This is a genomic window from Herbaspirillum hiltneri N3, from assembly GCF_001267925.1.
Classification (GTDB): domain Bacteria; phylum Pseudomonadota; class Gammaproteobacteria; order Burkholderiales; family Burkholderiaceae_D; genus Herbaspirillum; species Herbaspirillum hiltneri.
Map to the genome: position 1 here is coordinate 2,366,582 of NZ_CP011409.1, position 15,955 is coordinate 2,382,536.

13 protein-coding genes are annotated in these 15,955 nt (G+C 58.8%); all 13 read left to right on the forward strand.

Features of this window, described 5'->3' with window-relative positions; translation table 11 throughout:
* Window positions 1–127 precede the first annotated feature (127 nt).
* The 13 genes from sdhC (at window position 128) to F506_RS10855 (ending at window position 15,955) form a co-directional block, all read left to right on the forward strand.
* Window positions 128–538 (forward strand): succinate dehydrogenase, cytochrome b556 subunit, encoded by a 411-nt coding sequence (gene sdhC / locus F506_RS10795; protein ID WP_053197360.1) that lies wholly within the window; start codon window positions 128–130, stop codon window positions 536–538.
* A gap of 2 nt (window positions 539–540) precedes the next feature.
* Window positions 541–906 (forward strand): succinate dehydrogenase, hydrophobic membrane anchor protein, encoded by a 366-nt coding sequence (gene sdhD / locus F506_RS10800; protein ID WP_053197362.1) that lies wholly within the window; start codon window positions 541–543, stop codon window positions 904–906.
* A gap of 2 nt (window positions 907–908) precedes the next feature.
* The gene (gene sdhA / locus F506_RS10805) at window positions 909–2,687 is read left to right on the forward strand and encodes a succinate dehydrogenase flavoprotein subunit (protein ID WP_053197364.1); all 1,779 of its coding nucleotides are present in this window, start codon (window positions 909–911) and stop codon (window positions 2,685–2,687) included.
* An 11-nt stretch (window positions 2,688–2,698) separates the two neighbouring features.
* Window positions 2,699–3,409 (forward strand): succinate dehydrogenase iron-sulfur subunit, encoded by a 711-nt coding sequence (locus F506_RS10810; protein ID WP_007876492.1) that lies wholly within the window; start codon window positions 2,699–2,701, stop codon window positions 3,407–3,409.
* Between the two features lie 128 nt (window positions 3,410–3,537).
* Complete coding sequence (locus tag F506_RS10815; RefSeq protein ID WP_053197366.1) at window positions 3,538–3,807, forward strand: FAD assembly factor SdhE; 270 nt, start codon at window positions 3,538–3,540, stop codon at window positions 3,805–3,807.
* Window positions 3,808–3,997: 190 nt separating this feature from the next.
* On the forward strand, window positions 3,998–5,302 hold the full coding sequence (gene gltA, locus F506_RS10820) for a citrate synthase (protein ID WP_053197367.1): 1,305 nt from the start codon (window positions 3,998–4,000) through the stop codon (window positions 5,300–5,302).
* Between the two features lie 320 nt (window positions 5,303–5,622).
* Window positions 5,623–8,487 carry a 2-oxoglutarate dehydrogenase E1 component gene (locus F506_RS10825; RefSeq protein WP_053197369.1) on the forward strand — a complete coding sequence of 955 codons (2,865 nt, stop codon included), beginning with the start codon at window positions 5,623–5,625 and terminating at the stop codon, window positions 8,485–8,487.
* 76 nt (window positions 8,488–8,563) lie between these two features.
* On the forward strand, window positions 8,564–9,811 hold the full coding sequence (gene odhB, locus F506_RS10830) for a 2-oxoglutarate dehydrogenase complex dihydrolipoyllysine-residue succinyltransferase (RefSeq protein ID WP_053197371.1): 1,248 nt from the start codon (window positions 8,564–8,566) through the stop codon (window positions 9,809–9,811).
* Between the two features lie 143 nt (window positions 9,812–9,954).
* Window positions 9,955–11,382, forward strand: a complete 1,428-nt coding sequence (gene lpdA, locus F506_RS10835) for a dihydrolipoyl dehydrogenase (protein WP_053197373.1) — start codon at window positions 9,955–9,957, stop codon at window positions 11,380–11,382.
* A 134-nt stretch (window positions 11,383–11,516) separates the two neighbouring features.
* On the forward strand, window positions 11,517–12,614 hold the full coding sequence (gene zapE / locus F506_RS10840; protein ID WP_053197375.1) for a cell division protein ZapE: 1,098 nt from the start codon (window positions 11,517–11,519) through the stop codon (window positions 12,612–12,614).
* A gap of 17 nt (window positions 12,615–12,631) precedes the next feature.
* A complete protein-coding gene (locus F506_RS10845) occupies window positions 12,632–13,411 on the forward strand; it encodes a hypothetical protein (RefSeq protein WP_235471479.1) in 780 nt (259 codons plus the stop codon).
* 159 nt (window positions 13,412–13,570) lie between these two features.
* Complete coding sequence (locus tag F506_RS10850; RefSeq protein ID WP_081768826.1) at window positions 13,571–13,777, forward strand: YdcH family protein; 207 nt, start codon at window positions 13,571–13,573, stop codon at window positions 13,775–13,777.
* A 153-nt stretch (window positions 13,778–13,930) separates the two neighbouring features.
* Window positions 13,931–15,955 (forward strand): ATP-dependent DNA helicase, encoded by a 2,025-nt coding sequence (locus F506_RS10855; protein ID WP_053197377.1) that lies wholly within the window; start codon window positions 13,931–13,933, stop codon window positions 15,953–15,955.

Genomic DNA, 15,955 nt, shown 5'->3' on the forward strand with positions numbered 1-15,955 from the left:
CCTTTGCTCGCATCCGTTCGTCGACTTTGTAATGCCTAATTTGCTGCTAAGCAGAATAAGTGTTGGTGAAGGTTCATGAAATCGGCGAAAATTGCGGGATTGTTTTAAATCTGAGGAGAACCTTGTTATGTCTGAAGCCGCTAAACCACCACGGCCACAATTTCGTAACATTAATATTACCCAAATTGCTGGTTACCGTATGCCACTGGCGGCGCTGGTGTCGATCATGCACCGTGTCAGTGGCCTGTTCCTGTTCCTGATGCTGCCGTTCATCCTGTATCTGCTGGATAACAGTCTGCTCTCCGAAGGCACCTTCGAGTACCTCAAAGGCTTTGCCTCCAACTGGTTCGTCAAGCTTGTCGTCCTCGCCCTGTCCTGGGCATACCTTCATCACTTCTGTGCCGGCATCCGTCACCTGATCATGGATAACCACATCGGTCTCGACAAGGATAGCGCGCGCAAATCGTCGGCCGGCGTTTTGGTCGTCAGCATCGCACTGGTGATCCTGGTAGCGTTGAAACTGTTCGGAGCATTCTAAAAATGGCAAACAATAATATCGGATCGAAGCGCCTCGTCGTGGGCGCTCACTACGGCATGCGCGATTGGCTGGCGCAACGCGCCACCGCCGTCGTCATGGCGTTGTACACAGTCGTTCTGCTGGTCTGTTTCCTGACATCCAGCAACTTCTCTTATGAAGGCTGGGCTGCACTGTTCTCGCATCAGTGGTTCAAGATGGCGACCTTTGCAGCCTTCATGGCCTTGTTTTACCACGCCTGGATTGGCGTGCGTGACATCTGGATGGATTACGTCAAGCCGGTCGCTGTGCGCCTGGTCTTGCAAGTTGCCACGATCCTGTGGCTGGTTGTGTGCGCCGGTTGGGCGGCACAGATTTTGTGGAGAGTGTAATCGTGGCAGCTATCAAATCCACAATTCCTACACGCCGCTTTGATGCGGTTATTGTCGGCGCCGGCGGATCCGGCATGCGCGCTTCGTTGCAACTGGCTGAAGCCGGTCTGAACGTCGCGGTTCTGTCCAAGGTTTTCCCGACCCGCTCGCATACGGTCGCTGCCCAAGGCGGCATCGGTGCATCGCTGGGCAACATGTCGGAAGACAACTGGTACTGGCACATGTTCGACACCGTCAAGGGTTCGGACTATCTGGGCGACCAGGACGCCATCGAATTCATGTGCCGCGAAGCACCGAAGGCCGTCTACGAGCTGGAACACTTCGGCATGCCTTTCGACCGGAATGCCGACGGCACCATTTATCAGCGCCCGTTCGGCGGCCACTCGGCGAACTTCGGCGAAAAGCCGGTAGCACGCGCCTGTGCCGCAGCGGACCGTACCGGTCACGCGCTGCTGCACACGCTGTATCAGCGCAACGTCCGCGCCAAGACGCACTTCTTCGTTGAATGGATGGCGATCGACGTCATCCGCGACAACGAAGGCGATGTGATCGGCGTGGTTGCGCTGGAAATGGAAACCGGCGAAATCATGATGCTGCACGCGAAGACCACGCTGTTTGCAACCGGCGGCGCAGGCCGTATCTGGGCCGCATCGACGAACGCCTTCATCAATACCGGCGACGGTATGGGTATGGCGGCGCGTGCCGGCCTGCCGCTGCAAGACATGGAGTTCTGGCAGTTCCACCCGACCGGCGTGGCCGGCGCGGGCGTGCTGATCACTGAAGGCGTGCGCGGCGAAGGCGGCATCCTGATCAACAGCAACGGCGAACGTTTCATGGAGCGCTATGCGCCGACGCTGAAGGATCTGGCGCCGCGCGACTTCGTCTCGCGTTCGATGGACCAGGAAATCAAGGAAGGCCGCGGCGTCGGCCAGCACAAGGATCACGTGCTGCTGGACCTGCGCCACATCGGCGCCGAGACGATTCAAAAACGTCTGCCGTCGATTCTGGAAATCGCGCACAAGTTCGCCAACGTCGACGCAACCAAAGAGCCGATTCCTGTCGTGCCGACCATCCACTACCAAATGGGCGGTATTCCGACCAACGTCTACGGTCAGGTGGTCGCGCCGAAGAACGGTTCGTACAAGGAAGTGGTGCAGGGCATGTACGCCATCGGCGAATGCGCCTGCGTGTCGGTGCACGGCGCCAACCGCCTGGGCACCAACTCGCTGCTGGATCTGGTCGTGTTCGGTCGCGCCGCCGGCAATCACATCGTTGAAAGCCGTCTGCAGGATCGCAGCCACAAGCCTATTCCATCGGATGCAACCGATCGCGCGATGGAGCGCGTTGCGCGCCTGGAAACCAGCACCGGTTCCGAGCGCGTGCAGGACGTCGCCAACGCGATTCGCGCTACGATGCAGCACTACTGCGGCGTGTTCCGCACCGACGAGCTGCTCAACGAAGGTCGCCAAAAGATCATGGAACTGGACGAGCGCCGCAAGCACGTGTCGTTCAAGGACAAGTCCAAGGTCTTCAACACCGCACGCGTCGAAGCGCTTGAGTTGGACAATCTGATTGAAACAGCCAAGGCAACCATTACTTCGGCAGCAGCCCGCAAGGAATCGCGCGGTGCGCACGCACATCGCGACTACGAGAAGCGCGATGACGAAAATTGGCTGAAGCACACGCTGTGGTTTTCCGAGGGGAATCGTCTCGACTACAAGCCAGTCAACATGCAACCGTTGACAGTCGAAACATTTAAACCTAAAGCACGTACTTTCTAAAAGGTCAGAACATGACACGTACTCTGAAATTCAAGATTTACCGCTACGATCCGGACAAGGACGAAAAGCCGTACATGCAAGACCTGACAGTCGAGCTGAAGCCAACCGACAAGATGCTGCTGGATGCTCTGCAGCGCATCAAGTCCGACGTCGACGATTCGCTGGCGCTGCGCCGTTCGTGCCGCGAAGGCGTGTGCGGCTCCGACGCGATGAACATCAACGGCAAGAATGGCCTGGCCTGCACCACCAACCTGAACGAACTGAGCGAGCCTATCGTTCTGAAGCCGTTGCCAGGTCTGCCGGTGATCCGCGATCTGATCGTGGACATGACCAACTTCTTCAAGCAATACGATTCGATCAAGCCTTACCTGATCAACGACAGCATTCCTCCTGAAAAAGAGCGTCTGCAATCGCCTGAACAGCGTGAAGAACTCGATGGCGTGTACGAGTGCATTCTGTGCGCATGCTGCTCGACTTCGTGCCCGTCGTTCTGGTGGAATCCGGACAAGTTCGTCGGTCCTGCCGGCCTGCTGCAGGCTTACCGTTTCATCGCGGACAGCCGCGACGAAGCGACCGGCCAGCGCCTGGACGATCTGGAAGATCCGTATCGCCTGTTCCGTTGCCGTTCCATCATGAACTGCGTCGATGTCTGCCCGAAGGGTCTGAACCCGAACAAGGCCATCGGCAAGATCAAGGAATTGATGGTTCGCCGCGCGGTATAAGCAGTTTGCTGCAAGCGGGCGGGAGGCGACTCCCGCCCGTGGTTTTATTCGTGTTTCACCAGTGATTGCCTTCCGCGCCGGTTCGCCAGTGTGGCCGGAAGAATCAAGTTAAGAAGTGATTTGAATCCATGTCCCAAAGCCATCAAGACGATCCCGCCAAACGTGCACGCCTGCGCTGGCGCGCCCGTCGCGGATTGCTGGAAAACGATCTCATCCTGACGCGTTATCTCGACGCCAATGAAGAGAGCATGACCGACGACGAAGTCGACGCGTTTTCCCGCCTGATGGATCTCGGCGACAACGACCTGATGGACTTGCTCCTTGTACGCAAGGAGCCTGAAGCAGCAGTGGACTTGCCCCAGGTCCACGCCTTGCTCAAAAAATTGCGTAACGCCTGAACGTTCCACCGAGTTCTGGCAAGATTGGTTCAAAAGCGGCCGGCGTTGTCTTAGAGGCTGTTGCAAAATGAAGTTGGCGGTATCCGGCTCCACGTGGGCGAGGGCGTGAAATTCATTTTGCAACAGGCTCTAAAGCGGTTGATTTGCGATTTTTGATTAACGATTCATCATCACAGCTGAAGGAAGAACTATGCCCACCTCAGATATCAAAGCGACCCTGTCGTTCTCGGATGGCACGCCGTCCCTGGATTTCCCCGTCTACAAGGGCACTATCGGTCCGGATGTCATCGACATCCGCAAACTGTACGGCGCCACTGGCAAGTTCACTTACGACCCTGGTTTCATGTCGACTGCGGCATGTAATTCGTCAATCACCTATATCGATGGCGACAAGGGCGAGCTGCTGTACCGCGGTTATCCGATCGAACAACTGGCGGTCAACTGCGACTTCCTGGAAACCTGCTACCTGCTGCTGCACGGCGAGCTGCCGAACGCAGCGCAAAAAGAAGAATTCGTCGGCACAGTGACCCAGCACACCATGGTTCACGAGCAGATGAATTTCTTCTTCCGCGGCTTCCGTCGCGATGCTCACCCGATGGCCGTGCTGACCGGTTCGGTCGGCGCCTTGTCGGCGTTCTACCATGACTCGCTGGACATCAGCAATCCGGTGCACCGCGACGTTTCCGCAATCCGCATGATCGCCAAGCTGCCGACACTGGTCGCCATGGCATACAAGTACAACATCGGCCAGCCGTTCGTGTATCCGCGCAACGACTTGTCGTACAGCGCTAATTTCATGCGCATGATGTTCGCGAATCCATGCGAAGAGTACAAGGTCAACGAAGTTCTGGTGCGCGCGCTGGATCGCATCCTGATCCTGCATGCCGACCACGAGCAAAATGCATCGACATCGACCGTCCGCCTGGCCGGTTCGTCGGGTGCGAATCCGTTCGCATGTATCGCTGCCGGTATCGCCTGCCTGTGGGGCCCTGCTCACGGCGGCGCCAACGAAGCTGCATTGACCATGCTGGAAAGCATCGGCTCGGTCGAGAACATTCCTGAGTTCATCAAGCAAGTGAAGGACAAGAACTCCGGCGTCAAGCTGATGGGCTTTGGTCACCGTGTCTACAAGAACTACGATCCACGCGCCAAGCTGATGCGTGAAACCTGCTACGAAGTCCTGAATGAACTGGGCCTGCACGACGACCCATTGTTCAAGCTGGCCATGGAGCTGGAAAAGATCGCGCTGGAAGACGACTACTTCGTGTCGCGCAAGCTGTACCCGAACGTCGACTTCTACTCCGGTATCGTTCAGCGCGCGCTGGGCATCCCGACATCGATGTTCACCTGCATCTTTGCAATGGCGCGTACGGTGGGCTGGATCGCTCAATGGAACGAAATGATCTCCGATCCGGAGCAAAAGATCGGTCGTCCACGCCAGCTGTTCGTCGGTTCCGCGAAACGCGACGTTTCGCCTATTGACAAGCGCGGCTGATAGCAGGTTTGATGGCCGCCCGGCACGGTCGGTCATCAGGCTGTCATCATCTCGTGCAGCTTGTTGCACGACGGCGCGAGGCTTGCCTTCCGCCGGTGCAACAAATGGCACAAATAAAAAGCGAATCTCAAGGATTCGCTTTTTTATTGGAAATAAGGATATATAATTCGGGCTATGTTGGCTGGATAACTCAAAAAAGTTCAGGTAGACATGGTCCTTCCCCACAACTTGATGTGCAATCCGCTAACCGGTCAGGCCGTGTCGCGGAAGGTTAGATTAACCCGCTAATCTCGCGAAACGCGAAGAAAGGTGAGCCAGATATGACTCAGCTCTACGAGCAATACAATCTCAACTCCTACCTCTTTGGTGGGAATGCGCCGTACCTGGAAGAACTGTACGAAGCGTACCTTAACAATCCCGGATCCGTACCAGACAATTGGCGTGCCTATTTCGACGCGGTGCAACACGTGCCTGCAGTTGATGGTTCCAATCGTCCTGACGTCGCCCATGCACCAGTAATCGCTTCGTTCGCCGAGCGCGCCAAGCAAGGTCCGATCCGCACCGTGGTCGCTTCCACCGACACCGAAATGGGTCGCAAGCGCGTCGCGGCAACCCAACTGATCGCCGGTTACCGCGACCTGGGTTCCCGTTTCGCCAACCTGGATCCGCTGCAACGCCAGGAACGTCCGAGCATCCCTGAACTCGAGCCGAGTTTCTACGGCTTCAGCGATTCCGACATGGACATCGTGTTCAACATCAGCAACACCTACTTCGGCGGCGAAACCGCATCGCTGCGCGACCTGCTGCAATCGCTGCGCGACACGTACTGCCGTTCGATCGGTGCCGAATTCACCTATATCAGCGACCCGGCAGAAGTGCGCTGGATCCAGGAACGTCTGGAACCGACACGTGCATTGCCGCAGTTCTCGGCTGAAAAGAAAAAACACATCCTCGACCGCCTGACCGCAGCCGAAGGCCTGGAGCGCTACCTCCACACCAAATACGTCGGCCAGAAGCGTTTCTCGCTGGAAGGCGGCGAAAGCTTCATCGCCTCCCTGGATGAAACCATCCAGCGCGCCGGTGAAAAGGGCGTGCAGGAAATCGTCATCGGCATGGCCCACCGCGGCCGCCTGAACGTGCTGGTCAACATCCTGGGCAAAACGCCGCAGGAGTTGTTCTCGGAGTTCGAAGGCCATCACGCCGACGACCTGCCGGCCGGCGACGTCAAGTACCACCAAGGTTTCTCCTCCGACATCAGCACCCCGGGCGGCCCGGTTCACCTGTCGCTGGCATTCAACCCGTCTCACCTGGAAATCGTCAACCCTGTAGTTGAAGGTTCGGTCAAGGCGCGTATGGATCGCCGCGGCGACAAGGACGGTTCGCAAGTGCTGCCGATTCTGGTTCACGGCGATGCAGCTTTCGCCGGCCAGGGCGTCGTGATGGAAACGCTGAATCTGGCGCAGACGCGCGGTTACGGCACCGGCGGCACCGTGCACATCGTGATCAACAACCAGATCGGTTTTACCACCTCGGATCCACGCGATTCGCGCTCGACGCTGTATTGCTCGGACGTGGTCAAGATGATCGAAGCGCCTGTGCTGCACGTCAACGGCGACGATCCTGAAGCCGTCGTGTTCGCCACGCAAATCGCGGTTGATTACCGCATGCAGTTCAAGAAGGACATCGTCGTCGACATCATCTGCTTCCGCAAGCTGGGTCACAACGAACAAGATACGCCGGCGCTGACACAGCCGCTGATGTACAAGAAGATCGCGCAACATCCGGGCACACGCAAACTGTACGCCGAGAAGCTGGCTGCGCAAGGCACCATCCCGGCCGACGGCGGCGATGTCATGGTCAAGGCTTTCCGCGATGCGATGGATAGCGGCAAGCATACTGTCGATCCGGTCATCACCAACTTCAAGAGCAAGTATGCCGTCGACTGGCTGCCGTTCCTGAACCGCAAGTGGACCGACGCTGCCGACACGGCAGTCCCGCTGGCAGAGCTGAAGCGCCTGGCTACACGCATCACCACCATCCCTGAAGGCTTCAAGGCGCACGCGCTGGTCGAGAAGGTCATCAACGACCGCGCTGCAATGGGTCGTGGCGAACTGAACCTGGACTGGGGCATGGGCGAACATCTTGCCTACGCTTCGCTGGTTGCGTCCGGCTACGCCATCCGCCTGACCGGCCAGGATGCAGGCCGCGGCACCTTCGTCCACCGTCATGCCGTTCTGCATGATCAGAACCGTGAACGTTGGGATGCAGGCACCTACATTCCTCTGCAAAACGTCGCAGAAAACCAGGCTCCTTACACCGTCATCGACTCCGTGCTGTCGGAAGAAGCCGTGCTCGGTTTCGAATACGGTTACTCGACTGCCGAACCGAACACGCTGACGATCTGGGAAGCTCAGTTCGGCGACTTCGCCAACGGCGCGCAAGTCGTGATGGACCAATTCATCAGCTCCGGCGAAGTGAAGTGGGGCCGTGCCTCGGGTCTGGTACAGATGCTGCCGCACGGTTACGAAGGCCAAGGTCCTGAGCACTCGTCCGCACGTCTTGAGCGTTACCTGCAGCTGTGCGCCGACAACAACATGCAAGTTGTCCAGCCGACCACCGCCGCGCAGATTTTCCACTTGCTGCGCCGTCAGATGATCCGCCTGTTCCGCAAGCCGCTGATCATCCTCACGCCGAAGTCGCTGTTGCGTAACAAGGATGCCGGTTCGCCGCTGTCCGATCTGGCCAAGGGATCGTTCCAGACCGTCATTCCGGAACTGGACGACAAACTCGACGCCAAGAAGGTCAAGCGCATCATCGCCTGCTCGGGCAAGGTCTATTACGATCTGGTCAATGCACGCAAGGAACGCGGTCAGACCGACACGGCAATCATCCGTGTCGAACAACTGTATCCGTTCCCGCACAAGGCGTTCGCTGCTGCGCTCAAGCAATTCCCGAACTTCCAGGAATTGGTATGGACACAGGACGAGCCGCAGAACCAGGGCGCATGGCTGCAGATCCAGCACAACATCTTTGAAAATCTGACTGACGGTCAAAAGCTTGCGTATGCAGGTCGTCCAGCCAGCGCATCGCCAGCGGTCGGTTACTACGACAAGCACTATGCGCAACAAAAGGCGCTGATCGACACCGCGTTTTCCAAACTCAAGGGCTTTGTCCTGACTAAGTAAGCAGATCTTGCACGGCGCGCATTGCGAGGGCGATGCGCGCTGATGTTTATTGAATAACCCGAATCGGAGAAGTTACATGGCACAAATCGAAGTAAAAGTCCCGCAATTATCAGAATCCGTTGCAGAAGCCACGCTGCTGCAATGGCATAAAAAAGTGGGCGAAGCCGTCGCACGCGACGAGAACCTGATCGACGTCGAAACCGACAAGGTCGTGCTGGAATTGCCGGCGCCGGAAGCCGGCGTCATCGCCCAGATCATCAAGGCCGACGGCTCGACCGTGGTCGCAGGTGAAGTCATCGCGATCCTGGACACCGACGCGTCCGCACAAGTGAGCCCGCTGGAAGTCAAGGCTGCTCCTGCACCGCAAAACACCAACGAACCGACACCGGTCGCAGCGCCTGAACTGGCGAACAAGTCCGACGTCGCCATGCCTGCCGCCGCCAAGATCCTGGCCGACAACAACATGTCGACATCGCAAGTGTCGGGCACAGGCAAGGATGGTCGCGTCACCAAGGGCGACGTGCTGGCTTCCCTGAATGCACCGAAGGCTGCAGCACCAGCACCAGCAGCCGCCAAGCCGGCGCTGCAGGCTGTTGCTGCTCCCGGCAAGGTCAACCTGGAAAACCGTCCGGAAGAGCGCGTGCCGATGAGCCGTCTGCGCGCACGCGTGGCCGAGCGTCTGCTGCAATCGCAAGCAACCAACGCCATCCTGACCACGTTTAACGAAATCAACATGCAACCTGTGCTGGACTTGCGCGCCAAGTACAAGGACAAGTTTGAAAAGGAACACGGCGTCAAGCTGGGCTTCATGTCCTTCTTCGTCAAGGCAGTGGTTCATGCACTGAAGAAGTACCCGATCGTCAATGCATCCGTTGACGGCAATGACATCGTCTACCACGGTTACTTCGACATCGGTGTCGCCGTCGGTTCGCCACGCGGTCTGGTGGTTCCGGTTCTGCGCGACGCGGATCAGCTGTCGATCGCCGACATCGAAAAGAAGATCGGCGAATTCGGTCAGAAGGCCAAGGACGGCAAGCTGTCGATCGAAGAAATGACCGGCGGCACCTTCACCGTGTCCAACGGCGGTACTTTCGGTTCGATGCTGTCGACGCCGATCATCAACCCGCCGCAATCGGCGATTCTGGGCATCCACGCTACCAAGGATCGCGCCGTGGTTGAAAACGGCCAGATCGTGATTCGTCCGATGAACTACTTTGCACTGTCCTACGACCACCGCATCATCGACGGCCGCGAAGCCGTTCTGAGCCTGGTTGCCATCAAGGAAGCGCTGGAAGATCCAGCCCGTCTGCTGTTGGATCTGTAATCATCAGGACCTGAAAAAGGCGCAGGGAAGACAGAGAAACCGGATCATCGTCCCTCTGTTGTCTCGGCGCCTTTTTTCTCTTTTGCATTCGTGCCGGACTGTGAGCAGTCTGCGCACATTCAAAAACGCACTAGGATAAAACTATGAGCAAGAATTTCGACGTGGTCGTCATCGGCGGCGGCCCTGGCGGTTACATCGCTGCAATCCGCGCAGCACAACTGGGCTTCAACACCGCCTGCATCGACGAATGGAAAAACGAAAAGGGCGGTCCCGCACCCGGCGGCACCTGCACCAACGTCGGTTGCATTCCCTCCAAGGCGCTGCTGCAATCTTCCGAGCACTATGAACATGCCGGTCATGCGTTCAAGGACCACGGCATCGATGTCAAGGGCCTGAGCCTGAATCTGCCGCAGATGCTGGGTCGCAAGAACACCGTCGTCAAGCAGAACAACGACGGCATCCTGTACCTGTTCAAGAAGAACAAGGTCACCTTCTTCCACGGCCGCGGCAGCTTCGTCAAGGGCGACGCCAACGGCTACGAAATCAAGGTTGCCGGCGCCGCTGAAGAATCCATCACCGCCAAGCAAGTCATCGTCGCAACCGGCTCCAACGCACGCGCATTGCCGGGCGCACCGTTCGACGAAGAACTGATCCTGTCGAACACCGGCGCATTGGCCATCACCGAAGTGCCGAAGAAGCTGGGCGTGATCGGCGCCGGCGTCATCGGTCTGGAAATGGGTTCGGTCTGGCGCCGTCTGGGCGCGGAAGTGACCGTGCTGGAAGCACTGCCGACGTTCCTCGGCGCAGTCGATGAACAGATCGCCAAAGAAGCGCAGAAGCTGCTGGCCAAGCAAGGCCTGACGGTGAATCTGGGTGTCAAGATCGGCGACATCAAGGCCGGCAAGAAAGACGTCAGCGTCGACTACACCGACGACAAGGGCAATGCGCAAAAAGCCGTGTTCGACAAGCTGATCGTCTCGATCGGCCGTACCCCGAACACCACCGGTCTGAATGCGGAAGCCGTCGGCCTGAAGCTGGACGAGCGCGGCTTCATCGCCGTTGATGGCGATTGCAAGACCAATCTGCCGAACGTGTGGGCTGTGGGCGACGTTGTGCGCGGCCCGATGCTGGCGCACAAGGCGGAAGAAGAAGGCGTTGCCGTGGCCGAGCGTATCGCCGGTCAGCACGGTCATGTCAACTTCAACACGATTCCCTGGGTCATCTACACCTCGCCGGAAATCGCATGGGTCGGCAAGACCGAGCAACAACTGAAGGCAGACGGCATTGCTTACAAGGCCGGAACCTTCCCGTTCCTGGCCAACGGCCGCGCACGTGCGCTGGGCGATACCTCGGGCATGGTCAAGTTCCTGGCGGACGCCAAGACCGACGAAATCCTGGGCGTTCACATCGTCGGTCCGATGGCGTCGGAACTGATTTCCGAAGCCGTCGTGGCGATGGAATTCCGTGCTTCCGCCGAAGACATCGCACGCATCTGCCACGCTCACCCTTCGTTGTCCGAAGCAACGAAGGAAGCGGCGCTGGCTGTCGACAAGCGCGCGCTGAACTTCTGATGATCCGGGTTTGCCGCAACAGGTAAACCCCGGTCGTCACCGATGGGCGAGCATGGCTCGCCCATTTTGTTTTAGGCAGCAATAAATAGTTCGTCTCCGTGCACGGAGGCGACGCATTAAAATAAAGATCAACCATGGATGTCCGCGAATTCTACGATCACGCGCTAAGCGAGCGTGGCTTCAAATCCGACGAGGCGCAGCAGCGCGCGATCGATCGCCTGCAGCGCGCCTATGAAGAATGGGTGGCGTTCAAGTCGCAACGCTCCAGTTCCTTCAAGCGCCTGATCAATCGTCCCGACGTACCGCGCGGCGTGTACATGTGGGGCGGCGTGGGACGCGGCAAATCCTTCCTGATGGACAGCTTCTATTCGGTGGTGCCGGTGGTGCGCAAGACGCGCGTCCACTTCCACGAATTCATGCGCGACGTGCATCGCCAGCTGGACGAATTGAAGGGCATCGCCAATCCGCTCGATGAAGTCGCCAAGCGCATCGCCAAGAAATACCGCCTGATCTGTTTCGACGAATTCCATGTCTCCGACATCGCCGATGCGATGATCCTGTACAACCTGCTCAGCGGCCTGTTCGACAATGGCGTGTCCTTCGTCATGACCTCGAACTACAAGCCGGATACCCTGTATCCGGACGGCCTGCACCGCGACCGCATGCTGCCGACCATACAGCTGCTCAACAGCAAGCTCGACGTCATGAACATCGATGCCGGCATCGACTACCGCAAGCGCGCGCTGGAGCAGGTCAGGATTTACCACACGCCGCTCAACGCCGCCACCGACAGCGAGTTGCGCGAGGCGTTTGCCGCGGTCGCCGAGACCGCCGACGAGGACACGCACGTGCATATTGAAGCGCGTGAAATCCGCGCCTTGCGCCGCGCCGGCAGCGCCATCTGGTTCGATTTCGCCACCTTGTGCGGCGGCCCGCGTTCGCAGAACGACTATCTCGAAATCGCCAGCCGCTTCCAGACCGTGATCCTGTCGGGCATTCCGCGCATGTCCGCGGCGATGTCGTCGGAAGCGCGCCGCTTCACCTGGCTCATCGACGTGTTCTACGACCACAAGGTCAAGCTCATCATGTCGGCCGAAGTCGAACCGGAAGAACTCTATACGGAAGGCATGCTGGCAAATGAATTCCACCGCACGGTTTCACGTATCATTGAGATGCAATCGCGCGAGTATATGGATTCCGAACGCCGTCTCGCTGCGGACAAGCTTGCCTGATTATGGATAAGGGTTACATGCAATCATTTTTTTACAAGACCTGCTGTGCTCCGGCTGCAATGCTGACGTTGGCCGTCGCCGGACTGGCGCTGCCGCTGGTCGCGGCTGCCGAACCGGCGCCTTACGGGACGCCCGGCAAACCGCCATTCAACGAACGCTATCCGTCGGGTTCGATCCGTTCGACCGATGAAGCCGACAAGATTTTGGCCGAAGCCGACAAGGAACGTCTCATCATCGAAGACCAATACATCGCGGAACAGCGCGACTGCTACAAGAGGTTTTTTGTGACGGCTTGCCTGGACGGCGCCAAAGAACGCAATCGCGTGGCCGGCAAGCAGGTGCGTGATGTGGAAGTCGAGGCAAATACCTACAAGCGGCAGGCCAAGGCCGATGATCGCGACAAATCGCTGGCCGAGCAACGTGTCAAGGATGAGCAGGATTCGGCACGCCGCGCCGCCGATCAGAAGGAGCGCGACGCCGCCGCCGCACGCAAGGTGCAGGAGAGCGCCGCCAAGCAGGAACAAGTCAAGCAGCGCGAGCTGCAAAGCGAAGGCAAGGAAGATGCGCGCGTGAAGGCGCATGAGGCACAGATGCGCCAGAAACAGGCGGCCGATGCCGCCAAGGCGCCGCAGCGCGAGGCCAATGAGAAGGCCTACCAGGAAAAGGTCAAGGCGGCCGAAGTGCATCGCAAGGAAGTCGAAGCCAACAAGGCCGAAAAAGCGCGCGAGCGTGCCGCCAAGCAACAGCAGGCGCCGGCTTCCGGACCGGCCGTTGCGGATCCGAACCAGCCCAGGTAATCCGGCCGCGGCGGTCCGCTTTGCAGCGAGCGCCGCAGCGGACAACGATTGTTGACCTGTGGCAGGTGGATTACACTGTGTGCAGTTCCTTTTTTGCAGCGGCGGCGCTCAAGCCGCGACTTGCTGCAACCTCCAGCCGTTTTTGCAACAGAAGCCGACATGACAATGACGCATCGCGAAGATATACAGCGCCGTATTATCGAACTGGAAGTGGAGCACCGCGATCTGGATGCAGTGATCGACCTGCTTTCACGCGAAGTACGTCATGAGGAATTACAATTGCGTCGTTTGAAGAAGCGCAAGCTGCAATTGAAAGACCACATCATGTTGCTTAAAATGCAATTGATCCCCGATATTCCGGCCTGAACCCGGCGGCGCGTTTCAGCAACTTTTGACCGGTTTCATTCGCGGCATCCATTCCCGTTGCCGTGACCTTGCCAGGACGGCAAACGTCGTCGGCGACCGCATGGCGTCCGGCATTTTCCGTTTCAGGTTTAATCTCTTTACAGGCATGAGTCAGTGAGTTCCATCGAAGATACCGAAGCATCCGTCCCACAGGGTATCCATGATGCCGAGGTTGAACGGCTGTTCGGCGCCGGCGGTCCGCTGGGCGGGCAGGTCGGCAGCTACCGTCCGCGCCACGCCCAGACCGAAATGGCCAAGGCCATCGCCGAGGCCATCGCCGGCCAGACCACCCTGATCGCCGAAGCCGGCACCGGCACCGGCAAGACCTTCGCCTATCTGGTTCCGGCGTTGCTGTGGGGCGGCAAGGTCATCGTTTCGACCGGCACCAAGAACTTGCAGGACCAGCTTTATCTGCGCGACATCCCGACCGTGCGCAAGGCGTTGAGCGCCCCCGTTTCGGTGGCGCTACTGAAGGGGCGCTCCAACTACGTTTGCCATTTCCATCTCGAGCGCACGCTGCAGAATGGCCGCATGACCTCGCGCGACGACGTCGGTTACCTGCGCGAGATTTCGCGCTTCATGAAAACCACGTCTTCAGGCGACAAGGCCGAGTTGTCCAAGGTGCCGGAAAATGCGCTGATCTGGAATCTCGTGACCTCCACGCGCGACACCTGTTTCGGCGCAGAATGCCAGTACTATCAGGATTGCTTCGTCATGAAGGCGCGCAAGGAAGCTCAGCAGGCTGATGTGGTCGTGGTCAATCACCATCTGTTCTTCGCCGACGTCGCGCTCAAGGACACCGGCGTGGCGGAATTGCTGCCGACCGCCAATACCGTGATCTTCGACGAAGCGCATCAGTTGCCGGAAACCGCGACCATGTTCTTCGGCGACACCGTATCGACTTCGCAGGTGCTGGAGCTATGCCGCGACGTGTTGGCCGAAGGCCTGTCGCACGCGCGTGACGGCGCCGACTGGGCCAAGGTGGTGGCGCCGGTCGAGAAGGCGGCGCGCGATCTGCGGCTGGCGTTTCCGGAAGATATCGTACGCCTGGCGGTCAACCAGATTGCGCCGTCCAGTGTGTTCTTCCCGGCGCTGGAAACCCTGCGCGACAACATGGACGACATGATCGCCGTGCTCGAAAAACAAGCCGAGCGCGCCGAAACCATCGAGCAATGCCGTACCCGCGCGATTGAATTGTCGCACCAGCTCGAAAAATGGAATGGCGCGCAGGACAAGGCCGCCGACGAAGAAGGGCAGACCTACGTGTTGTGGGTCGAAGCATTCACTTCATCGTTGCAGCTGCATCGCACACCCTTGTCGATCGCGCCGATTTTCAACAAGCAGCGCGAAGGCGTGCCGCGCACATGGATATTCACCTCGGCGACGCTGGCGGTAAAAAATGATTTCCATCATTACACTTCGCAGATGGGCCTGTGGGACGAGCCGGCAAAATCCTGGCCGAGCCCGTTCGACTACGAGCAGCAAGGCTTGCTGTATGTGCCGAACAACCTGCCGCAGCCGAATTCCTACGAATATACCGACGCCGTCATCGATGCGGCGCTGCCGGCCATCATCGCCGCCGGCGGCCGTACTTTTCTGCTGTGCACCACGATCCGCGCGGTCAATCGCGCAGCGGAACGCCTGCGTGAAGAGTTCGAACAGCGCGGCCTGCCGTTCCCGCTGATGGTGCAGGGCGAAGCCGGCCGCACCGAATTGCTGGATCGTTTCCGCGCTTCCGGCAACGGCGTGCTGATCGGCAGCCAGAGTTTTTGGGAAGGCGTCGACGTGCGCGGCGAGGCGCTGTCGCTGGTGATCATCGACAAGCTGCCGTTTTCGCCGCCCGACGATCCGGTGTTGGCGGCGCGTATTGCCGAGCTGGAGAAGAAGGGCCTGAACGGTTTTGTGCATCATCAGTTGCCGGCGGCGATCATCAATTTGAAGCAGGGCGCCGGTCGCCTGATCCGTGACGAGACTGATCGCGGGGTATTGATGATCTGCGATCCGCGGCTGATCTCCAAGGGCTATGGTCGCCGAATCTGGCAAAGCCTGCCGCCGTTCAAGCGCACGCGTGAAATCGGCATGGTTGAGGATTTCTTTGCACGCCGTGCGGCCATGGCCGCTGCCGCCGGGGAAGACTGA